Raw genomic sequence first — 20,876 nt, 5'->3', positions numbered from 1 at the left:
CGGTGGCGACTTCGGCGGCGCGGACTTCGGCGGCGGCGGCGATTTCGGGGGCGGTGGCGACTTCGGCGGCGGCGACTTCGGCGGATTCGACATCTGACCCGGCCGCGCCCCAGGGCGAACGACGGCCCCCGGCCCGCGCGAGCGGACCGGGGCCCTGCGCCGTCCCGCCGGGAGGTTCAGCTCTCGTCGACGAGGCGGGCCTTCACCTCGCGGCGCAGCACCTTGCCGATCATGTTCGTCGGCAGCTCGTCGATGACGACGATCCGCTTCGGCACCTTGTACGGAGTCAGCGCCTCCCGGACCACGGCCTGGGCGTGGTCCTCGTCGAAGTCCGCGCCGGGCTCGAGGACGACGGCCGCGGCGACGATCTCGCCGCTGCGCGCGTCGGGCAGTCCCACGACGGCCGCGTCGCGCACGGACGGGAGCCGGCGCAGCACCTCCTCCACCTCGGACGGCGAGACGTTGAAGCCGCCGGTGATGATCAGCTCCTTGATGCGGTCGACGAGGCTGACGAAGCCGTCCTCGTCGATCGTGGCGATGTCGCCCGTGCGGAACCAGCCCTCGCTCGTGAACGCGTCGGCGGTCTCCTCGGGCTTGCGGTGGTAGCCGCGGAACACCTGCGGTCCGCGCACGATCAGCTCGCCCTGCTCCCCGGGGGCGACGTCGACGGTCGGATCCTCGGGATCGACGATGCGGACGTCCGTCCCGGGCAACGGCAGACCCACGGTGCCTGCACGGCGCGAGGTGCTGACGGGATTGGCCATGAGCACCGGAGAGGTCTCAGACAGTCCGTACCCCTCGACGAGCGTGCCGCCGGTCTGCTCCTCGAAGCGGGCGACCAGCGACGGGTCGAGCGGCATCGCGCCCGAGATCGCGATCTCGATGCCCTGCAGCGAGACGCCCTTCTCCCGGGCGCGGGCGGCCAGGCGCTCGGCGATCGGGAACGGCGGGGAGGAACGTCGCCAGGTGCTTCCGCACGACCTTCAGCACGAGGTCCGGGTCGAACTTGGGGAACAGCACGAGGCGCGCCCCCATGCTCATCGCGAACGTGAGGCAGAGGGTGAGCCTCGTAGGCGTGGAACATGGGCAGGACCGCGTAGACGACGCAGTCGCCCCGACGCACCTGCGGCACCCATGCGCGCGACTGCGCCGCGTTGGCGGTGAGGTTGCGGTGGGTGAGCTCGGCACCCTTGGGCGTTCCGGTGGTGCCGCTCGTGTACTGGATCACCGCGAGGTCGTCGGCAGCGGGCCGGGGATGGGCGGGATCGATCCTGCGGCGGAGCAGGGAGTCCCGCTCCACGGCGCCGCGCACGCGTCCGGTCAGCGCGGCCCGCGACTTCCGCGCCTTGCGGATCGGCAGGCGGAGAGCCGCGCGCATCGGAGCGGGCATGGCGCGCGTGAGGTCGACCGCGACCACGGTCTCGACCCCGAGGTCGGCGGGCAGCTCCTGCACCAGGGGCGCCACGCGGTCCCACGCGATGGCGACGCGGGCCTCGTGGTCCTCGAACTGGTGGCGCAGCTCCCGCGGCGTGTAGAGCGGGTTGTGCTCCACGACGACAGCCCCCAGCCGGAGGACCGCGTAGAAGGCGATCACGTGCTGAGGGCAGTTGGGCAGGATGAGCGCGACCGGATGCGCTCGCGGACGCCGAGCCGGCGCAGACCCTCCGCGACGCGCTCCACGTCGTCGGCCAGCTGCGCGTAGCTGGTGGACCGGCCGAAGAACTCGAGGGCCACCTTCGGGATAGCGCTCGGCTGACTCCGTGACGATGTCGAGGAGCGAGCCCTCGGGAGGCTCCAGCTCGGTCGGCACGCCGGGTGCGTAGCTCCGGATCCAGGGACGGGCGCGTGGCTGCTCACCCGCACCACTCTAGGCACGGGCCGGCGCCGCCCCGAGGGCGGACGCCGGCCCGGAGTGGTCAGGCGGTCTGCGCGACGGCGTCCTCGATGGGCACGTCGCCCGAGACCAGCTCCCAGGTCCGCCCGATCGAGGACGGCTGCTCGAGGACGGCGACCACGACGGCGGCGACGTCCTCGCGGGGGATGCTGCCGCGCTCGACCTCCTCGCCCAGCGCGATGCGGCCGGTGCCCTCGTCGGTCGTGAGTCCGCCGGGCCGGAGGATCGTCCAGTCGAGGTCGGTGGCCTTCAGCGCGGTGTCGGCGTCGCGCTTGGCCTCGACGTAGGCGCGCCAGACCTCCTCGGTGTCGTCCGCGAGCGGCTCGTCCACCCGATCGCGCTGATCTGCACGAAGCGGCGGATCCCGGCGGCGGCGGCGGCCTCCTGGCTGAGGACCGAGGCGCCGAAGTCGACGGCGCTTGCGCTCGATGCCCGAGTCCGGGCCGGCGCCGGCCGAGAAGACGAGGGTGTCGACGCCCTCGAGCAGTGCGGCGAACTCCTCCGGCGTCGAGGCCCGAGGTCGTGCACGAGCGGCTCGCCGCCCAGGCGCACGATGTCCTCGGCGTGCTCGGGATTGCGGATCACCCGACGGACTCGTGCCCGGCGTCGTACAGCAGGTGCAGGATCTGCTGCCCGACCTTGCCGTGGGCTCCGATGACGGCGACGCGTGTCATGGTCGTTCCTCTCCTCGTCGGGGCGCTGGGCCCCTCTCCTCGTCCGCGCGAGCGGTGGTCCCCCTCATCCTGCCCGCGGCGGATGGGAGCGGCGTTCAGGCTGCGAGGCGGTCGTCGCGCCCGGTGATCGCGAGCGGGCGGCGCTGCGGCAGCGCGTCCTCGCCGACGGGCAACCGGCGCGGCGAACAGCTCCACTGGCCCGCAGGGTGTCCTCCTGCGGGGCGAAGAGCTCCCAGACGGCCGCGACGAGCTCCTCGTCGAGGGTCTCGCCCCGCCCCGGTCGCGCGCGCCAGGTCCCACGTGTGGATCGTGACGTCCGAGACCTGCTCCCGGACCAGCTCGGGCGCCGTGACGGAGTCGCGTCCGAGGCGCAGGACCGCGTCGGGGTGGGCGGACGCGGCGGAGAGCGCGCGCGTCGGCGGTGACGCGGGTCCACTCGCTGCGGAGATCGCTGGCGACGGGTTCCAGGCGGATCGGGAGGACTCGTCCCCGCCGGACAGAGAGCGTGTGCGCCCGCTGCCTGCTCGCGGACCACGTGCAGCACCAGCGCGCGGGTGTCCCGCTCGGTGTCGGGAGTCCGGGCCGGACCAGTCCTCGACGCGGCGGCCAGGCGGCTCTCGAAGGCGGCGTGGGCGCGAGGCTGGAGGAGTCGAGCCAGCGGCTCATCTCGGTGGCGGTGGGGGAGGCGGGCTCGTGCGTCCGCGTCTTCTCCGGAGCTGGTCGTCGTCGGTGCTCGGGACAACCGGCGGCGGCCCCGCTTCGTTCCCTCGGAGCGGTCGCCGACCGCTCGGGTCCACGATGTCGGGGGTGCGTGCGAGCATGGCAGGAGGGAACGGCGCAGCGGGGCAGGACGGTACGTGAGCAAACAGGACGGCAGCGGGCGGCAGGTCACGATCGAGCCCGTCGACGACTCCGGGCGCCAGCACTCATGGCACATCGACATGGATGCGTTCTTCGCGTCGGTCGAGCTCCTCGAGCGTCCCGATCACCGCGGCCGCCCGGTGATCGTCGGGCACATCGGCTCGCGGTCCGTCGTGACGGCGGCGACCTACGAGCGCGCGTCGGTTCGGGGTGAACTCCGCGATGCCGATGGCCGTCGCCCTCCGCAAGTGCCCGCACGCGGTGGTCCTCGAACCGCACATGGACCGCTACCGCGAGGCGTCGCGTCGCGTGATGGCGATCTTCGACTCCTTCACCCCGCTGGTCGAGCGCCTGAGCATCGACGAGGCCTCCCTCGGACGCGGCCGGTGCCCGCCGGATCTCCGGCTCGCCCTTCGCGATCGGCACCGCGATCCGCGAGCGGGTGCACTCCGAGCTTCCGGGCTGACCCGTTCGCCGGCATCGCGGGCACCAAGTTCGTCGCCGAAGCTACGCCTCCGGCCGCTCCAAGCCGACCGGCCTCCTGGACCGTCCCTCCGACCCGGCGTGCACGCGAGTTTCCTCGACCCGCTCCCACGTGAAGCGCTGCTCTGGGCGCGTCGGAGCGGGCGCCGCCGGAGGCGCCTCAAGCCTGCGCGGACTGCGGACGATGCCGACGTCGCCTCGACCCGCTTCGCCCGTGCCGATCCCGGCGTCGCTCGGCGACGCGACCGGCGCGTCGGCCTGCACGTCCTGCTCGAACGGAGTCGACCCGCGGCCGGTCGACACCCGCCAGGTCGAGAAGAGCGCGGGTCACGAGATCACCTTCGCCGACGACGTCGCCGATCCCGAACTGGTGCGTCGGCAGCCGCCGCGGACTGCGCGACAAGGTGGCGGTGCGCCTGGCGCCGCCCGGCGCGTGCAGTGCCGCACGGTCGCCGTCAAGGTCCGCTTCGGCGACTTCAGCACGCTCACCCGGCGTCCCGCACGCTGCCCGAGGCCACCGACGTGGCGCGGGTGCTCTACGAGGCCTCGTCCGCGCACTGCTCGAGGCGGCGAACCCCCTGCGCCGACTTCGGTCCGCCTGATCGGCGTGCGCGCGGCGAGCAGCTCGTCGGCGGCGACGCTGGATCGCCTCTCCTCGCCCTGGGCTCGACTCGACGACTGGCGCGCCGCCGAGCTCGCGGTCGACGGAGTCGCGGCGCGGTTCGAGGTCCGGGCGCCGTGCGTCCTGCATCGCAGCTGTCCCGCTCGGCACCGGAGTCGGCGAAGGGGATCGACCTCAGCGACACCCTCGCCACGCGGAGCCGATCGTCGAACTGACGGGCCGGCAGGTCCGACCCGCTCGGCGGCAGCACCTCCACGGTCGAGGCGGCGACGCCGTCGAGCGAGAGGCGTGATCGAGGCTCACGAGCGGGAGCAGCGCGGGCCACGTGGCGGGGAAGCCGATCCCCGAGGATCCGCACGAGTGCCGCCCGCTCGAGGACCGGCGCGGCGGAGGTGGTCGTCGGGAGCCGTGTTGAAGTCGCCGATCACCAGGGTGCGCTCCGACTCGTCCTTGAGCGAGGACGTCCGCCAGTCCGCCGAGCATCACGTCCCGCTCCTCGTGGTCGCCGAGGCGGAACGAGGCCAGGTGGACGACGAAGAGCCGGGTCGAAGCCGACCGTCGTCTTGCCGACCGGCGAGGGCGCGGTCCCAGTCGCCAACCCGAGGTCGAGCGGCTCCGCGTTCGACAGCTCCTCCCGGCTCCACACGCCGACGGTGCCGACGACGAAGGAGTGCGGGTAGGTCCCGGACAGCTCCGCGTCCACCGCGTCGCGCGCGTCGCCGTCGAGCTCCTGGAGAGCGATCACGTCCGGGCTCCCGCGAGGCGAGCTCGAGGCTCAGGGCACCCGCGTCCGCGCTCGCGGCGATGTTCTGGCTGGACGACGGTGAAGGAACCTCCGAGCGCACGAGGGGGCCGGGCACGGCCACCGGCAGCACGAGCACGCCGTAGACGGTCGCGAGCACAGTGGCAGCGCCGCCCCCGCGGCGCGCGAGCGCAGGCCGACGGCCGCGGTGATCAGCAGGAGGACGACGAGGCCGGTCCACGGGATCGCGGTCTCGAGCACGGAGAGCCAGCCCGCCGACTCCGGCAGCAGCCGATGGACGGCGAGGAACGCCGCGAGCACGGCGCTCTTACCCACGACGACGGCCGCCCGGAGAGGGTGTGACGTCGGCGGGGGCGCTGCGGCATCCGGTCGAGTAGGACCGCTGCCCCGGTGACCGGGGTGGGGGAGTCCTGAGCGAGGCCCGCGCGGCGTGCTGTCCCCCCGTCGAGCCCGGGAGTAGCGTTCGGGCATGCCCAACATCGCCGTGTCCCTGGCCGACAAAGTCACCTCCGCGGGAGCCGCGACGATCTACGGGGAGCCCGTGGACGTCGACGGCGCCACGGTGGTGCCCGTCGCACTCCGCTGGTTCGGATTCGGCGGCGGCAGCGGCTCCGAGGAGGGCCAGGAGGGCGGCGGCGGCGGTGGCGGCGGTGCCGTCGTCCCGATCGGGGCCTACATCAAGGACGACCTCGGACGCCGCTTCAGCCCAACGTCGTGTCGGTCCTGGCCGTGGGCATCCCCTTCGTCTGGGTCACCGGCAAGGCTCTCGCCCGCCCCGTCCGCGCCCTCAAGAAGTAGGCGGCCGCGCCGTCCTCAGCGCAGGCGCTGAGCGGCGTCGCGGGTCCTCAGCGCAGGCGGGGCTGAGGGGCGAGCACGGTGAACCACTTCTTCCGCGGTGGTACCGGGCCGAATCCGGACGATCAGTCGCTCGGCGTCGCCCGGCGTCGCGGATCGTAGACGACGGCGACCGGCTCACCGGCCATCCAGGCGTCTCCCCGACGCTGGGGGATCTTCAGGGCGCGCCGCTCCTCGCCGCTCACGGAGGTGGTACGAGACGAGCGGCAGCATGGCCGCCGCGTGCGCCCAGCATCGACAGCGTCGTTCGGAAAGCGCCAGCGGGACGCCGACCCCGGTGTCGCGCGTCCCGGTTCGTTAAGCCCTTTTTTTTTTTTTTTTTTTTTTTTTTTTTTTTTTTTTTTTTTTTTTAAAAAAAAAAAAAAAAAAAAGCAGACTCCCCCCCCCCCCCCCCCCCCCCCCCCCCCCCCCCCCCCCCCCCCCCCCCCCCCCCCCCCCCGGGCGCGGCGGGGGAGCGCGCGCGGGGCGGGTGACCAGCAGCACGACGGGAAGCAGGTGTGTGGTGGGAATCCTTTCTGACGACCACGCCGCCACCGCCTCTCTCCTTCCAGCCAGCATGCTGTGCTCATGATTGCCGACGTCTTGGAACACGGGAGTCCGGCGGCACCGGACTGTGGTATTTTTTTTTTTTTTTTTTTTTTTTTTTTTTTTTTTTTTTTTTTTTGGAAGGCACGCAGCCTTCGGAGCCGTCGGAACCTGCTCTCGATCTGGGTCATGCCAGCCGGCAGGAAGGAACGCGCAGTTCGATCTCCTCCTTCCCGCCTCGGTGCCCTCCATTCGCTTCCACGAAAAGGGCACGTCAGTGCAGAACTCCACCCTTCCCACCACCCGGCGCCGCGATCTCCGCTGGCGCGCGTCGTCGACATCGTCGTGGCGAGCGTCGTCGCCGTCGCGAGCGGCATCGTCCTCTGGGCCTGGGGCCTCGCGACCAACGTCCTCGGCCTCGCCTTCGAGTTCCTCCCCGGACTCGGCGGGATCCTCGGCGGCGGCTGGCTCTTCGCCGGCGTCCTGGGCGGCCTCATCATCCGCAAGCCCGGTGCCGCGCTCTACACCGAGCTCGTCGCCGCGGTCGTCTCTCGCGCTGATCGGCACCCAGTGGGGCTACCTGGTCCTGCTGTCCGGACTGGTCCAGGGACTGGGCGCCGAGCTCATCTTCGCGCTCTTCCTGTACCGCGGTCGGCCGATCGTGGCGCTGCTCGCCGGCGCCGGTGCGGGTCTCGCCCTCGCGATCAGCGACCTGATCAAGGTTCTGGTACGCCTTGGTGTGGCCGAACCTCTTCGCACACCGTCTACATCGTCTCCTCGATCGTGTCCGGCATCGTCCTCGCGGGACTCCTGCCCTGGCTGCTGCCGTCCGTGGACTGGCCGCCTCCGGCGCCCTCGACCGCTTCGCACTCGGGGCGCGAGCGGCGGTGGTGATCGACGCAGCCGGCGCGGGCGCTCGATGAGCGGTGCCGCCGTCTCGGCCCGCGGCTGGAGCTGGCGGCATCGCCGGCGCGCTCGCGGCCGGCCGTGTCCGGGCTCGACCTCGAGATCGGGCCGGGGGCGCGCGCCGCTCCTCGGCCCCTCCGGTGCGGGCAAGAGCACTCTGCCTGCACGCTCTCGCCGGAGTCCTCGGCGGCGAGGAGGACGGCGCCGCCCGCCGGGGTGAGCTGACCCTCGACGGCGAGTCCCCCTCCGGCGCCGCGGGATGGCGGAGTCTGGTGCTGCAGGATCCGGACACCCAGGCCGTGCTGGCGCGGGTGGGCGACGACGTCGGCTTCGCGTGCGAGAACCTCGGCGTCCCCGCGGCCGAGATCCTGGAGCGCGTCCGGCAGGCTCCTCGAGGACGTCGGGCTCGACGCCGCTCGACCGCTCGACACCGGCTCTGTCGGGCGGGCAGAAGCAGCGGCTCGCCCTCGCCGAGCGTGCTGGCCATGCGACCGAGGCTGCCTCCTGCTGGACGAGCCGACGGCCAACCTCGATCCGGTCGGCGTCCGCGAGGTGCGCGACGCCGTCGGCTTGACACGGAGCGCTCGGGAGCGACCCTCGTCGTCGTCGAGCACCGCGTGGACGTCTGGATCGACCTCGTCGGCCGAGGTCGTGGTGCTGGGTGCGGACGGAACCGGGATCGCCGACGGCGCCCCCGCGACCGTGCTCGTCGACGCGCGCGAGCTCGCTCGCGGCGGTCTGGCTGCCGGGGGAGGTCCCGGCGCGCCGCGACGGCCCGGTGGGATCCACCGCGGCCGCGTTGCGCACCTCCGCCCTCGCGCTGGCGCGTCCGGTCGCCCGGCGTGCGCCGTCCGCCCCTGATCGCCTCCGGACTCGATCCCGAGATCGCCGAGGGGCGGGTCACCGCCGTGCTGGGCCCCAACGGAGCAGGGGAAGTCGACGCTCGCACTCACGCTCGCCGGGCTCCCGCCGCCCGCCGACGGGGAGGTCGTCGCCTCGGACGCGGTGCGTGCCGGAGCGTCATCGGCTACCCGCACCGCTGGCGCTCCGCCGAGCTCGCCGACCGCGTCGCGATGGTCTTCCAGGAGCCCGAGCACCAGTTCCTGACGGCGCGGGTGCGGCAGGGCCACCTGGGCACGCGGAACGCGTCAGAGCGCCGCCCGGGCCGCGATGCTCGACCGGCTCGGGCTGTCGACCCTGGCCGATGCCAACCCCTTCACCCTCTCCGGGGGCGAGAAGCGCCGGCTCGCCGTCGCCTCCGCCCTGGTGCGCCGCCCCGCGGTCGTCGTCCTCGACGAGCCGACCTTCGGCCAGGACCGCCGCACCTGGGACGTGGTGATCGACCTGCTGTGAGCTCCGCACCGAGGGCCGCGCGATCCTCGCCGTCACCCACGACGAGCACCTCGTGAGCGCCCTGGCCGACGCCGTCGTGCCGCTCGGTGCTCAGGAAGGAGTCCGCGATGACGCTCCTCACGGCGCTCCCCGCCGGGGGCGAGATCGCTCGAGCGAATCCGTCGCGAAGCTGCTCGCGAGCCTCGTGATCGCGGTCGTCCTCGTCCTCACCCTCGACTCGGTGTCGGCCGCGACCGCTCTGGCGCTCGAGCTGCTGGTCCTGCCCTTCGCGGGGCTGCGCCTCGGCGATCTCCTCCGCCGCACCGCGCCGGTGCTGATCGCCGCGCCCTCGCGGGCATGACCACCGTCCTCTACGGTCGCGACAGCGGAGCCGTCCCTGGCGGAGTTCCTGTTCGTGAGCGTCACCGAGGGGTCGCTGGCGCTCGGAGGGGCCATCACCCTGCGCGTGCTCGCGATCGGTCTGCCCAGCGTCGTTGCTCATCGCGACCACCGACCCGACCGACCTCGCGGACGGTCTCGCCGCAGATCCTCCGCCTCCCGTCGCGTTTTGTGCTCGGGGGCCTGGCGGGCATGCGGCCTCCTCGGCCTCCTCGTCGAGGACTGGAGGACGCGTCGATGGCGCGTCGCGCGCGCGGAGTGGCCGACGGGCGTGGTCCGATCCACGCCTTGCGCAGTCTCGCCGGTCGCACGTTCTCGCTGCTCGTCCTCGCCATCCGGCGGGGGAGCAGGCCTCGCGACGGCGATGGAGGCGAAGGGCTTCGGAGCGCAGACGCCCAGGACCTGGGCCCGGGTGTCCAGCTTCGGCGGCGGAGACGTGCTGCTGGTCCTGGGCGGAGTGGCGATCGCCGGCCTCGCCGTGACCGCGGCGCTGGTCGCCGGCACCTGGAGCTTCGTGCTCCGTGGCTGAGCGCCTGACGACGAGGACCGCGCGCGGCGCTCGCGCGGCGTCTCGTGGACCGGCGCGAGGACCGTCTCGTCGACGGCCCGAGCGGCTCGGGCAAGTCGACCTTCGCCCAGGACCTGCTCGGGCAGCTGCGAGCGGTGCGCGAGCGCCCGACGCGGTGCTGGTGCGGATGGACGACCTCTACCCGGGATGGTCCGGGTTGGAGCGAGCCGTCGACGACGTCGCCCGTCGGCTCGTCCGCCCCACCGCTCCACGGAGGAGGGCGGTGGCGGCCCTGGAACTGGGCGAGCGGGACGTCCGGCGGGCCGGTGCAGGTGCGCGAGCGGCTCCTCCTCGTGGAGGGCTGCGGTACCGCGTCCACGGCGAGCAGGGCCGTCGCCGACCTGACCCTCTGGATCGGGACGGACGACGTCGAGCGGCGACGCCGTGCGCTCCGCCGCGACGGTGCGCTCTTCGAGGCGCACTGGGACGAGTGGGACGAGCAGTTCCGGCGCTACCGCGAGCGCGAGCGGCCGCACGAGGGTGCCGACCTGATCCTGGACAGCAGCGGCTGATCCCGCTCGGTCAGGCCCAGCCGAGCTTGTGCAGCCGGTCGTCGTCGATGCCGTAGAAGTGCGCGATCTCGTGGACGAGCGTCACGTGGATCTCGTCGCGCAACTCGTCCAGGGTCGCGCACGCGGCGAGGTGCGGCTCGCGGAACAGCACGATGCGGTCCGGCATCTCGCCGAAGCCGTAGCGCTCGCGCTCGGTGAGGGCGACTCCGTCGTAGACGCCGAGGGAGATCGAGGGACCCGTCCTCGGGGCGGTCCTCCACGAGCACCACGTTCTCGAGTCCGTCGACCATGTCGTCCGGCAGGGCGTCGAGCTCGGCGACCACGAGGCTCTCGAACGCGTCCTCGTCCAGATCGAGCATCGGCGCCTCCTGCTGAAGAAGAAGGGCCCGGAGTCGATGACTCCGGGCCCTCCTGGGGTGAGCAACGGGGCTCGAACCCGCGACCTCCTAGACCACAACCAGGCGCTCTGCCAACTGAGCTATACCCACCAGGACGGTGTTCCGAGAGGGTGTCCCTCTCGAAGCAACTGTACGAGACTACTACATCCGAGAGGCGAACTCGTCCACGACGGCGGCCGAGACGGCCTGCACGTCGGCGGTGGTCGGCCGGGCTCGGCCACGAAGGCCGCCTTGCGGTAGTAGCGGAGCTCCCGGTGCTCTCGGAGGATGTCGGCGAGGGCGCGGTGACCGCCGTGCTTCTTCGGCGCGTTGAAGTAGATCCGCGGGTACCAGCGGCGGGCGAGCTCCTTGATCGTCGACACGTCGACATTGCGGTAGTGCAGGTGCCCGTCGAGCCGCGGCATGAACTTGGCGAGGAACGCGCGGTCGGTGCCGATGGTGTTGCCGGCGAGCGGGGCGTGCTGCTCGCTCGGCACGTGCTTGAGGACGTACTCGAGCACCTGGTACTCGGCCTCGGCCACGCTCATCCCGGAGGGATCTCCTCGAGCAGGCCCGAGGTCCGGTGCATGGTGCGGACGAAGTCGCCCATGCTCTCCAGCGCGGACGCGTCGGGCTTGATGACGATCGAGAGGCCCTCGTCGAGGGGCTCGAGGTCGAAGTCGGTGACGACGACGGCGATCTCGACGAGCTCGTCGACCGAGAGGTCGAGTCCCGTCATCTCGCAGTCGATCCACACAAGACGGTCGGGGGCGCTACTCATGCCGGGAAGTCTATCCGCGGGCGCCGACACGGCGGCCTCCGAGCGCCTCGTAGGATCGACTCCCGTGATGACGCTCGTCTGCTGGATCCTGATCGCCAACGCCGTGTGGAACGCGGTGGTCTGGCCGCCGTTCCTCCGTCGGGTCCGCAAGGATCCGCGTGCGCGCGACGCTCGGGGCGCGCGACGACGCTTCCTCCGCGTCCACACGGTCCTCATCGGCGTCTCGCTGCTGCCTGGCTGCGATCTCTCTCGTGGTCGGCGTCATCGGACTCGTCCAGGGCTGACCCGCTCCGCGTCGCTCGCGGTCCTCGTGGGCGACCCCGGGTACTCTGGAGGACGGACGCCCCCGTAGCTCAGCGGATAGAGCAGGAGCCTTCTAATCTCTTGGCCGCAGGTTCGATTCTGCCGGGGCACATCATCCGGGTCCGAGGATCCCCGAGCGGCGACCGCTCGAAGGGTCCGCGTCGCCGTGTCGTCTCGGCCGCGGCCCCGACCCCGGTCTGACGGCCGCCCGCGTCCCGTGCTGCCGGGTGCGGCCGCTCTGCCCCCTGAAGGGTGGCGTGAAGTCCACTTCGCGCTCTAACACACTGCGATTTCCGGGGCAGCGTCGGCGTGTTTTCGAGGGTTTGACCGTTCTGCTTGTCTGGGGACACCTAGTCTGGGGTGTCCGGAATTACAACGACGTAACGAACGGAGGTACGACCATGCTGCTCCTCGCCATTCTCGCTGGAATCGCGGTTGCGTGGACGATCATCGCGGCGCCCCTCGCCGTACTGGTCGGCCGGGTTGCGCGTGCACGTGACGCGCACGCTGAAGACGTATGACCCGCACCAAGAAGGGCCCCGACCGCTCCGGTCGGGCCGCGTCTCTGGGGCAGGCGGTCAGTCCGCCGGACGCGCGGTGGCGGTGTTGCGGGCCTCGTCCGGACGGTCGTCGTCTGCGGGCACCGCGGCGGTCGGTGCAGCGGACTCCTGCTCGCGCTCGACCGGCGGGAGCTCCCGACCGGGCGCTCGCGGGAGGGGACGTCGAGCCGGTCGACATCGGCCGAAGTCGGCGCGTTTCGTCGTTCGCGGCGTTCTCGGACGCGGGCGGCAGGACGATCGTGGGCGGCGTGACCGGACGCTGGTAGTCGGTGGCACCCTCCGTCGATCCGACGACCACGGGACCGGCCGGAGTGGTCCTCTCGGGCTCCGGCGCCGCCGTACGGTTCGACGAGGGCGCGCTCGCGGCCTTCGGAGCCTCGCCCTTCGACGTCTCGCCCTTCGAGGTCTCCGGCAGCAGCGCTCGAGGTCCGCGAGGAACGCCTGCGCCCGCCCGGGCTTGTCGCGCCACAGGACGAGACGATCGCGGAACTCGCCCACGCTCGCCTGGGTCTGGTAGCCGCCCGTCGCGGAGGAGTGCTTGAGATCGGCGAGTTCGTGGGCGGCCCAGTTGGCCGCGACTCCGGAGCCCTTGATGGGGAGCAGGCGCAGATGCGTCTCGGCCTGGGCCGACGCGCGGTCACTCAGGATGCGCTCCGACTGGCTGAGCACGTTCCAGGCGGAGGCATCCACGGCGGCATCGATGAGAGTCGCGATGACCGCGTTCTTGCGCTCGTGCTCCTGCTGCCGGATCAACCTGGCGATGGACGCCCGGAAGACGGCCGCCGTGATGACCACTCCGATCACCACCGCGAGCAGGATGATCGCGGCGAGGAACCCGACCGGTGCCCGTCCGTCGTCTGGATCCAGTTCACGAATTCGTTCCACCACTGCATGCCGAACGTTAGCCCGACCCTGCAACGGCGGGCCATCGCCGCCGACCGCCCGCCGATCGGCCGGATCATGCGACCCGGAAGACCTCGATCGCGTCATCGACGCTCCAGAACTCGCCCAGCTGGGCGCCGGCGGGCATCCCCGCTCGCAGCAGTCGCGCGCGGTACTTCTCGCCCTGCGGATCGTCGACCAGCTCGATGTGGCCGACGATCGCGCCGGAGGCGGTGCTCACCCGCCAGAGGCGCCCGGTTCACCCTGGTCAGCCTCGAGGGGAGTGCGGGTCGCGTGCAGAGCGGACAGGGACATCGGTTCCTCCTGCTCGGATCGGGGAGCACCCACCGGCCGAGGTGCTCTCGCAGACTACGAGCGACCACCGACATCCCCGCCGGTCCCCGGGGATCAGCGCAGAGCGGTCCCGTGCACGGCGAACTCCTCGATCGCGGCGGTCTCGGAGTCGGTCAGCGGCCCGGCTGCCAGGGCGGCGACGTTCTGCTCGAGTTGCGCGACGCTCGAGGCGCCGATCACCGCGCTCGTCACCGTCGGCACCCGGAGGACCCAGCTCAGCGCGAGCTGCGCGAGCGTCTGGCCGCGACCCTCCGCGATCGCGTTCAGCCCGCGCGCACGGGCGAGGTAGTCCTCGTCGATCCGGTCCGAGGAGAGGAAGCGCGAGGTCGCGGCGCGCGATCCGTCCGGAACGGTCCCGTCGAGGTGAGCGGTCCGTCAGGAGACCCTGCGCCAGCGGGGAGAACACGATGCACCCGGTGCCGAGCTCGTCGAGGACGGGGAAGAGGCCGTCCTCGATGTGCCGGTCGAACATGGAGTAGCGGGGCTGGTGGATCAGGAGGGGCACCCCGCTGGCTGCGAGAGCGGCCTCGGCGGCACGGGTCTGCTCCGGGTCGTAGTTCGAGATGCCGACGTACAGGGCCTTGCCCTGCTGGACGGCGGAGGCGAGCGCCCCCATGGTCTCCTCGATCGGCGTCTCGGGATCCGGGCGGTGCGAGTAGAAGACGTCGACGTAGTCCACGCCGAGGCGCTCGAGGCTCTGATCGAGGAGAGGCAGGTACTGCGCGAGCCCCCGTCGCCGTACGGGCCGGGCCGCATGTCGTAGCCGGCCTTGGACGAGAGGACGATCTCGTCGCGGTAGGGGCGCAGGTCCTCGGCGAAGATCCGGCCGAAGGCGGTCTCGGCGGCGCCGTAGGGCGGGCCGTAGTTGTTGGCCAGATCGAAGTGGGTGATGCCCAGATCGAAGGCGCGGCGCAGGATCGCGCGCTGGGTGTCGAGGGGGCGGTCGGATCCGAAGTTGTGCCAGAGGCCGAGAGAGCGGGCAGCTTGAGCCCGCTCCGTCCCACGCGTCGGTAGTCCATGGCGTCGTAGCGGTCGGGGGCGGCGTCGTAGCTCACTCGGACTCTATGCCAGCCGCCCGCGGCCGCGGAATGCCTCGACGCGCAGGGTGTTTACTCAGGTGACGCGCCCGGCGCCCCGGACGCGTCGCCGCGACGAAGTGAGTCACACGCACATGCGCACATTCGTACTCGCCGGAGGATGCTTCTGGTGCCTCGACGCCGTCTACCGCGTCCTCGACGGGGTGAGCGACGTCGTCTCCGGCTACACCGGCGGATCCACCGTCGATCCCGACTACGAGGACGTCTGCACGGGCCGCACCGGCCACGCCGAGGCCGTCGCCGTCACGTTCGACCCGGACGTCATCCCGGAGCAGGTGATCCTGGACGTCTTCTTCACCCTCCACGACCCGCGTCAGCTCAACCGCCAGGGCAACGACGTCGGAACCCAGTACCGGTCGGCCATGTACTACTCCACCGACGAGGAGAGAACTGTTCGAGGCCGCCCGCGACCGCGCGTCGGAGTGGTGGGACGGCTCGATCGTCACCGAGATCTCGCCGCTCCGTCTACTACCCGGCCGAGGACTACCACCAGGACTTCTTGCCAAGAACCCGGGCCAGGGCTACTGCCTCGCCGTCGCCCTCCCCAAGGTGAACAAGATCCGCAAGTCGTACTCGAAGTACATCACCGCCTCCTAGCGGTCCTCCCCAGGCGCTGATCCCGCCGCTTACTCAGAACGGGCCCGTTCCTCGGAGGCGGGCCCGTCGTCACGACACTGTCCTCACGGCATCCGGGCGGTACCAGCCCTCCGCCCGGGTGCCGCTCCGGTCGCGACCGCGACCACCGACGAGGACACCATGACCGACACCCTCACGCTCATCCGGAGTCATCGGCACCGATCCGCGCAGCATCGACACCGCGAACGGCACGACGATGGCGAGCTTCCGCCTCGCCTCGGCGCAGCGCCGCTACGACCGCGCCGAGCAGCGCTGGGTCGACGGCGCGACGAACTGGTACACGGTCAACGCCTTCAACGGGCTGGCGGGCAACGCGCTCGCCTCACTCGCCCGCGGCGACCGCGTGGTCGTCACCGGCCGGCTCACCGTGCGCTCCTGGGAGAGCGGGGGCAGGTCGGGGACCGACGTCGCGCTGACGGCCGAGGGCATCGGCCACGACCTCGCCTGGGGGACGACGCGGTACACCAAGACGGTCGGGCGCTCGGCTCCGGTGGCCGCTCCACGGCTCCCGAAGCGTGGAGCGAGGAGGCGCCGAAGGCGGCCGGAGGAGCCGGCGGGCGGGGACTGGGGAGCGGCGACCTCTCCCGACCGAGCCCTCGGTAGAATCGGTCGGACGCCCCGTTCTGAGCGGTGCGTCCGGCGCGAGATGCGCAGCCGTCGGAGGGAGCCGAGTGAGCGCACGGATCGCGGTCGCCGATCGGGCCGTTTCGCGCGTCGTCGCGGCCGGTCTGCTCCTGGCGGGCCTACCGCACCGGCCGCCCCGAGCGGCCCTCGGGGTCGTCCTCGCCGCAGTCGACGAGCGAGGCCCCGCAGGCGCCCGCGGCCGCGGCGCTCGTCCCCGGCGGCACCGCCGAGGAGAACCTCCACTCCGAGCAGGTCATCGACGCGGTCGTCGCGGCGGACGCCGAGGCGCCCGGCACGAGTGTCGTGGATGCTCTCGTCGCCGGCGGCTTCGCGAAGATCGATGCAGCTCACCGCCGACGAGACGTCGATCGGCCTGGATGCGGACACCGTCGTCGTCTCGGTGAGGCTGGGCGAGTCGTGCCTCCTCGGGCGGTACGGGCCCAAGAGCGACGGGGGTCCACGCCGTCGTCGCGGCACCATCGCCACGGGCGCCTGCTCCGGGTCGGTCGGACGGTCCGCTCCAGGGCTGATCCGCGCGCTCCCAGCCGGTACCTGGAGTCGGCCCGGGCCTCGGTCACGCCTGCGCGCGCTGACGAACGGAGGCCGACGTCCGGCCGAGGATCTCCCGGTCACGGGGTGGGTCCGGCGGAACGCGGGGCTCCGAGAACGTACGAGCGGTTGAGGGACAGAAGTGGCCGAATACATTTCACTCGATGGTGCGCGCCCGCAAGGCGGTCGGCGACAAGCTGATCCTGGACGACGTCACGATGTCGTTCCTGCCGGGCGCGAAGATCGGCGTGGTCGGCCCGAACGGCGCCGGCAAGTCGACGATCCTCAAGATCATGGCCGGGCTCGACACCCCGAGCAACGGCGAGCGCGGCTGAGCCCGGGCTACTCCGTCGGCATCCTCGTGCAGGAGCCCGAGCTCGACGAGACGAAGACCGTGCTCGAGAACGTCCAGGAGGGCGTGGGCGAGATCAAGGGCAAGATCGACCGGTTCAACGAGATCTCGCTGGCCATGGCCGATCCGGACGCCGACTTCGACACTCTGCTGGCCGAGATGGGGACCCTCCGAGGAGGCCATCGACGCCGCCGACGCGTGGGACCTCGACTCCCAGCTCGAGCGGGCGATGGACGCACTGCGCACGCCCCCGGGCGACTCGGTCGTCACGAACCTCTCCGGAGGCGAGAAGCGCCGAGTGGCGCTGACCAAGCTCCTCCTGCAGAAGCCCGACCTGCTGCTGCTCGACGAGCCCACCAACCACCTCGACGCCGAGAGCGTGCTCTGGCTCGAGCAGTTCCTGTCGAGTACCCCGGCGCCGTCCTGGCCGTGACCCACGACCGGTACTTCCTCGACAACGTCGCGGAGTGGATCGCCGAGGTCGACCGCGGCCACCTCTACCCCTACGAGGGCAACTACTCGACCTACGCTCGAGAAGAAGCGCGCTCGCCTGGAGGTCCAGGGCAAGAAGGACGCCAAGCTCGCCAAGCGCCTCACCACCGAACTCGAGTGGGTCCGCAGCAACGCGAAGGGCCGTCAGGCCAAGTCCAAGGCGCGCCTCGCCCGCTACGAGGAGATGGCGTCGGAGGCCGAGAAGACGTGCGCGTGCTCGACTTCGAGGAGATCGTGATCCCCGTCGGGCCCCGCCTCGGCGCGCAGGTCATCGACGCGAAGAAGCTGCACAAGTCGTTCGGCGAGCGCGTGCTCATCGACAGACCTCAGCTTCACCCTCCCGCGCAACGGCATCGTCGCGCGTCATCGGCCCGAACGGCGTGGGCAAGACGACGCTCTTCAAGACGATCGTCGGCTTCGAGCCCCTCGACGGCGGCGACCTGAAGATCGGCGAGACGGTCGACATCTCGTACGTCGACCAGAGCCGCGGCGGCATCGACCCCAACAAGAACCTGTGGGAGGTCGTCTCGGACGGGCACGACTACATCACGGTCGGGAAGACCGAGATCCCCTCGCGCGCCTACGTCTCGCAGTTCGGCTTCAAGGGCCCGGACCAGCAGAAGAAGGCGGGCGTCCTCTCCGGTGGAGAGCGCAACCGCCTCAATCTCGCGCTGACCCTCAAGCAGGGAGGCAACCTGCTCCTGCTCGACGAGCCCACCAACGACCTCGACGTCGAGACCCTGGGCAGCCTCGAGAACGCTCTGCTGGAGTTCCCGGGCTGCGCCGTGGTCATCACCCACGACCGGTGGTTCCTGGACCGGATCGCGACCCACATCCTGTCCTACGAGGGCACGGAGGAGGACCCGGCGAACTGGTACTGGTTCGAGGGCAACTTCGAGGCGTACGAGGAGAACAAGATCGAGCGCCTCGGCCCCGACGCCCGCCGAAGCCGCACCGCTCCGCCTACCGCAAGCTCACGCGCGACTGATGCGCCTGCACGTCGCCATCCCCCTGCGCTGGTCGGACTTCGACGCCTACGCGCACGTCAACAACGCCGAGATGCTGCGCCTGCTCGAGGAGGCGCGCATCCAGGCCTTCTGGCGGCCGGACTCCCCGGGCACGGCGGGGATGGCGACGGCGGTGCTCGATGCGCGACCCGGCGCGCACACGATCAGCCTGATCGCCCGTCAGGAGATCGAGTACCTCGCTCCGATCCCGGTACATGCGTGCCCCGCTCGACATCGAGATGTGGATCGGGCGGATGGGAGGCGCCAGCCTCGAGATCTGCTACGAGCTGTACTCGCCCGCCGGCGTCGAGCCCCGGGTGCTCTACACCAAGGCCGCGACCACGCTCGTCATGGTGACCGCGGCGACCGGACGGCCGGAGCGCATCCCCGACGAGCTGCGCGAGGTCTGGGCGCCGTACGTCGACGAGCCCGCGCAGTTCTCGAAGCGCGGCTGAGCGCGCGCGTCCCGCTCAGTGCAGCGGGACGCGCACCATGCCCTCCTGGGCGACGCTCGCGACAAGCAGGCCGTTGCGGGAGTAGATGCGGCCGAGCGAGAGCCCTCGGCCGCCCGATGCGCTGGGCGCCTCCTGGACGTAGAGCAGCCACTCGTCGACCCGGGCCGGACGGTGCCACCACATCGCGTGGTCCAGGCTGGCGATCCGCAACCCCGGGGTGACCCACGCCGCGCCGTGCCGACGGAGGGTCGACTCCAGGATCGTGTAGTCGCTCGCGTACGCGAGAGCCGCGCGGTGCAGCATCGGGTCGTCCGGCAGCGCGCCGAGGAGCGCATCCAGACGCTCTGGGTGCGCGACGCGATCCAGGTCGGCGCGCAGGTAGACGGGCTGCTCGACGTGACGCACGTCGAACGGCCGCTGGGTCGCCCAGAAGCTGCCGACCGGGTGGTCGACGCCCGCCAGGACGTCGGCCGTGCTCGGGAGCGACTCGAGATCGGGCACGCCCTCGGGCATCGAGGGCCTGGTGGTCCAGCCCTTCGTCCTCCGTCTGGAAGGACGCGATCATCGAGAGGATCGGCGCACCGTTCTGGTAGGCCTGCGTGCGCCGGGTGCAGAACGAGCGTCCGTCGTGGATCCGGTCGACCGAGAAGGTGATGGGGGAGGTTCACATCGCCGGGACGGAGGAAGTAGCCGTGCATCGAGTGCACGCTGCGCTCCTGGACGGTCCGACCGGCCGCGATCAGCGACTGCGCGAGGACCTGGCCCCCGAAGACGCGCCCCTCGGGCATCCACTGCGACGGACCCGTGAAGATGTCCTCGCTGGTCCGCGCCCCCGTGTCCGTCAGATCGAGCGCGGTGAGGAACGAGGACGGGGGATCGGGCACGGTGCCTCCGGATGTCGGCGGGTGGGTCGAGCGGCGAGGTAGAGTTTATCGATGCGATGACTGCGTCCTTCTCCCTCGCCGATCCGCCCAGCCTCTCGGATCTGCGGGTCTTCCTCGGCCGATCCGCCCGCGTCGACGACGGCGCGGTGCGGCTCGTCGCCGACGATCACGTCCTGGCCGCCTACACCGCGATCCTGCAGCCCCGCGGGATCCTCGACCGCTCCTCGACGGTCCTCGGGCTCCGCGTGTTCGCGCTCGAGCAGCCCGCCGGCTTCGACCGGGTGATCCCGATCCGCGCCCTCTCGGACCGCCTCGCGCGCCTGCAGTGGGAGCCGGGCGGAGCCGACGGCAAGCCGGTGACGCTGCCCGACGGCGACGACGCGACCGCGGGCGCCTGGGCCGGCATCGCGCCGCCCCGCGGCGGCTGGCTGCGACGGGAGCCGGTCGATCCGGTGTTCCTCGAAGGTGGCGCGCGACGGCATCGACGAGATCGCGGCGGCCGTGGGCTCGGCGACCGGTGAGCAGATCGTCGGCCGCGTGCGCTCCTCGGTCTGGGGACGACCGCTCGACGGGCTGGAGGACGTGCCGGCCGGCGCTGCCTTCGCGCTCTTCGCGCTGGGCTTCCTCGGTGCCGACGACCCGGTCGCCCTTCTCGAGAGCGGTCCGTGGCGGCGCCTCGCCTCGCGTCGGGGGCATGGTGCTGGTCCGCACCCCCGCGTAGTCCGGCCTACTCCTCGAAGGTGTTGACCATGGCGTGCGGCGGCGCGCTCCAGGTAGTCCCACAGCAGAGCGTCGTCCGCCGGTGCCAGCTCGAGCTCGTCGACCGCGACGCGCATGTGCAGGAGCCACCGATCGCGGGCCTCCGGATTCACGCGGAACGGCTGATGGCGCATCCTCAGCCGCGGGTGCCCGCGCTCCTGGCTGTAGGCCGTCGGCCCGCCCCAGTACTGCTCGAGGAAGCCGGTCAGGCGCTGGATCGCCCCCTCGAGGTCGTGCTCGGGGTACATCGGCCAGAGCACGTCGTCCTCGCGCACGCCCTCGTAGAACCGGCGCACCAGGCGCTCGAAGGTCGGACGGCCGCCCACGTGCTCCCAGAAGCTCCGGAGCGGTGGTGTGCCGCCGATCTGCA

The 20,876-nt window shown here is 71.7% G+C and carries 15 protein-coding genes, 1 tRNA gene and 14 pseudogenes; 17 read left to right on the top strand and 13 right to left on the bottom strand.

Features of this window, described 5'->3' with window-relative positions; all coding sequences use genetic code 11:
- Positions 1–176: 176 nt before the first annotated feature.
- The 3 genes and pseudogenes from AC0CII_RS05855 to AC0CII_RS05845 form a co-directional block, all read right to left on the bottom strand.
- Positions 177–1,831: pseudogene (locus tag AC0CII_RS05855) on the bottom strand (long-chain-fatty-acid--CoA ligase).
- An 85-nt stretch (positions 1,832–1,916) separates the two neighbouring features.
- Positions 1,917–2,225 (bottom strand): NAD(P)H-binding protein, encoded by a 309-nt coding sequence (locus AC0CII_RS05850; protein WP_465228846.1) that lies wholly within the window; start codon positions 2,223–2,225, stop codon positions 1,917–1,919.
- Positions 2,144–2,479, bottom strand: coding sequence for a Rossmann-fold NAD(P)-binding domain-containing protein (locus tag AC0CII_RS05845; protein WP_465228845.1), 336 nt, complete (start codon positions 2,477–2,479; stop codon positions 2,144–2,146). The genes AC0CII_RS05850 and AC0CII_RS05845 overlap by 82 nt, the downstream gene beginning before the upstream one ends.
- 1,030 nt (positions 2,480–3,509) lie before the next feature.
- Here AC0CII_RS05845 and AC0CII_RS05840 point away from each other — a divergent pair.
- The 3 pseudogenes from AC0CII_RS05840 to AC0CII_RS05830 form a co-directional block, all read left to right on the top strand.
- Positions 3,510–3,569: pseudogene (locus AC0CII_RS05840) on the top strand (hypothetical protein); the annotation flags it as partial.
- An 82-nt stretch (positions 3,570–3,651) separates the two neighbouring features.
- Positions 3,652–3,744, top strand: a pseudogene (locus tag AC0CII_RS05835) (Y-family DNA polymerase); the annotation flags it as partial.
- 352 nt (positions 3,745–4,096) lie between these two features.
- Positions 4,097–4,366 (top strand): annotated as a pseudogene (locus AC0CII_RS05830) (hypothetical protein); the annotation flags it as partial.
- A gap of 592 nt (positions 4,367–4,958) precedes the next feature.
- On the opposite strand, the gene AC0CII_RS05825 reads toward AC0CII_RS05830, so the two are convergent.
- Both AC0CII_RS05825 and AC0CII_RS05820 read right to left on the bottom strand, forming a co-directional pair.
- The gene (locus AC0CII_RS05825) at positions 4,959–5,279 is read right to left on the bottom strand and encodes a hypothetical protein (protein ID WP_465228844.1); all 321 of its coding nucleotides are present in this window, start codon (positions 5,277–5,279) and stop codon (positions 4,959–4,961) included.
- Positions 5,280–5,309: 30 nt separating this feature from the next.
- A complete protein-coding gene (locus AC0CII_RS05820; protein ID WP_465228843.1) occupies positions 5,310–5,612 on the bottom strand; it encodes a hypothetical protein in 303 nt (100 codons plus the stop codon).
- Between the two features lie 154 nt (positions 5,613–5,766).
- Here AC0CII_RS05820 and AC0CII_RS05815 point away from each other — a divergent pair, with 154 nt between their 5' ends.
- The 7 genes and pseudogenes from AC0CII_RS05815 to AC0CII_RS05785 all read left to right on the top strand — a co-directional run bounded on the left by AC0CII_RS05815 (position 5,767) and on the right by AC0CII_RS05785 (position 10,394).
- Positions 5,767–6,126 (top strand): hypothetical protein, encoded by a 360-nt coding sequence (locus tag AC0CII_RS05815; protein ID WP_465228842.1) that lies wholly within the window; start codon positions 5,767–5,769, stop codon positions 6,124–6,126.
- 593 nt (positions 6,127–6,719) lie between these two features.
- A pseudogene (locus tag AC0CII_RS05810) lies at positions 6,720–7,172 on the top strand (ECF transporter S component); the annotation flags it as partial.
- Positions 7,173–7,188: 16 nt separating this feature from the next.
- A pseudogene (locus AC0CII_RS05805) lies at positions 7,189–7,311 on the top strand (ECF transporter S component); the annotation flags it as partial.
- A 292-nt stretch (positions 7,312–7,603) separates the two neighbouring features.
- Positions 7,604–8,992: a hypothetical protein gene (locus tag AC0CII_RS05800; RefSeq protein ID WP_465228841.1), complete on the top strand. Its 1,389-nt coding sequence runs from the start codon at positions 7,604–7,606 to the stop codon at positions 8,990–8,992.
- Complete coding sequence (locus AC0CII_RS05795) at positions 8,989–9,276, top strand: hypothetical protein (protein WP_465228840.1); 288 nt, start codon at positions 8,989–8,991, stop codon at positions 9,274–9,276. Before AC0CII_RS05800 ends, AC0CII_RS05795 begins: the two co-directional genes overlap by 4 nt.
- A gap of 54 nt (positions 9,277–9,330) precedes the next feature.
- Positions 9,331–9,843 carry a hypothetical protein gene (locus AC0CII_RS05790; protein ID WP_465228839.1) on the top strand — a complete coding sequence of 171 codons (513 nt, stop codon included), beginning with the start codon at positions 9,331–9,333 and terminating at the stop codon, positions 9,841–9,843.
- A gap of 44 nt (positions 9,844–9,887) precedes the next feature.
- Positions 9,888–10,394 (top strand): nucleoside/nucleotide kinase family protein, encoded by a 507-nt coding sequence (locus AC0CII_RS05785; protein ID WP_465228838.1) that lies wholly within the window; start codon positions 9,888–9,890, stop codon positions 10,392–10,394.
- Positions 10,395–10,404: 10 nt separating this feature from the next.
- Here AC0CII_RS05785 and AC0CII_RS05780 read toward each other — a convergent pair.
- From AC0CII_RS05780 to orn, 3 genes and pseudogenes are all read right to left on the bottom strand, one after another.
- Positions 10,405–10,753: pseudogene (locus AC0CII_RS05780) on the bottom strand (metallopeptidase family protein).
- Between the two features lie 53 nt (positions 10,754–10,806).
- A tRNA-His gene (locus AC0CII_RS05775) sits at positions 10,807–10,882 on the bottom strand.
- Between the two features lie 51 nt (positions 10,883–10,933).
- Positions 10,934–11,552: pseudogene (gene orn / locus AC0CII_RS05770) on the bottom strand (oligoribonuclease).
- Between the two features lie 67 nt (positions 11,553–11,619).
- Between orn and AC0CII_RS05765 the strand changes: the two are divergent.
- Entirely contained in the window at positions 11,620–11,904 is a 285-nt protein-coding gene (locus AC0CII_RS05765; protein ID WP_465229064.1) for an SCO4848 family membrane protein, read from the top strand.
- 529 nt (positions 11,905–12,433) lie between these two features.
- Here AC0CII_RS05765 and AC0CII_RS05760 read toward each other — a convergent pair.
- From AC0CII_RS05760 to AC0CII_RS05750, 3 genes and pseudogenes are all read right to left on the bottom strand, one after another.
- Entirely contained in the window at positions 12,434–13,303 is an 870-nt protein-coding gene (locus AC0CII_RS05760) for a hypothetical protein (protein ID WP_465228837.1), read from the bottom strand.
- Positions 13,304–13,373: 70 nt separating this feature from the next.
- Entirely contained in the window at positions 13,374–13,538 is a 165-nt protein-coding gene (locus AC0CII_RS05755) for a hypothetical protein (protein WP_465228836.1), read from the bottom strand.
- 167 nt (positions 13,539–13,705) lie between these two features.
- Positions 13,706–14,706, bottom strand: a pseudogene (locus tag AC0CII_RS05750) (aldo/keto reductase).
- A 116-nt stretch (positions 14,707–14,822) separates the two neighbouring features.
- On the opposite strand from AC0CII_RS05750, the pseudogene msrA reads away from it, so the two are divergent.
- From msrA to AC0CII_RS05730, 4 genes and pseudogenes are all read left to right on the top strand, one after another.
- Positions 14,823–15,345 (top strand): annotated as a pseudogene (msrA, locus tag AC0CII_RS05745) (peptide-methionine (S)-S-oxide reductase MsrA).
- A 190-nt stretch (positions 15,346–15,535) separates the two neighbouring features.
- Positions 15,536–16,690, top strand: a complete 1,155-nt coding sequence (locus AC0CII_RS05740; RefSeq protein WP_465229063.1) for a single-stranded DNA-binding protein — start codon at positions 15,536–15,538, stop codon at positions 16,688–16,690.
- 9 nt (positions 16,691–16,699) lie between these two features.
- Positions 16,700–18,389, top strand: a pseudogene (gene ettA, locus AC0CII_RS05735) (energy-dependent translational throttle protein EttA).
- A pseudogene (locus AC0CII_RS05730) lies at positions 18,389–18,863 on the top strand (acyl-CoA thioesterase). Before ettA ends, AC0CII_RS05730 begins: the two co-directional pseudogenes overlap by 1 nt.
- A 15-nt stretch (positions 18,864–18,878) precedes the next feature.
- On the opposite strand, the pseudogene AC0CII_RS05725 reads toward AC0CII_RS05730, so the two are convergent.
- Positions 18,879–19,747: pseudogene (locus AC0CII_RS05725) on the bottom strand (acyl-CoA thioesterase).
- 11 nt (positions 19,748–19,758) lie between these two features.
- Between AC0CII_RS05725 and AC0CII_RS05720 the strand changes: the two are divergent.
- The gene (locus AC0CII_RS05720; protein WP_465228835.1) at positions 19,759–20,268 is read left to right on the top strand and encodes a DUF8010 domain-containing protein; all 510 of its coding nucleotides are present in this window, start codon (positions 19,759–19,761) and stop codon (positions 20,266–20,268) included.
- Positions 20,249–20,494, top strand: coding sequence for a DUF8185 domain-containing protein (locus AC0CII_RS05715; RefSeq protein WP_465228834.1), 246 nt, complete (start codon positions 20,249–20,251; stop codon positions 20,492–20,494). The genes AC0CII_RS05720 and AC0CII_RS05715 overlap by 20 nt, the downstream gene beginning before the upstream one ends.
- Here AC0CII_RS05715 and AC0CII_RS05710 read toward each other — a convergent pair.
- A pseudogene (locus tag AC0CII_RS05710) lies at positions 20,475–20,871 on the bottom strand (globin). The gene AC0CII_RS05715 and the pseudogene AC0CII_RS05710 overlap by 20 nt on opposite strands.
- Positions 20,872–20,876: the final 5 nt, after the last annotated feature.

This window comes from Rathayibacter sp. AC182 (assembly GCF_979253875.1).
This window is presented reverse-complemented; position numbering and strand designations above follow the sequence as displayed.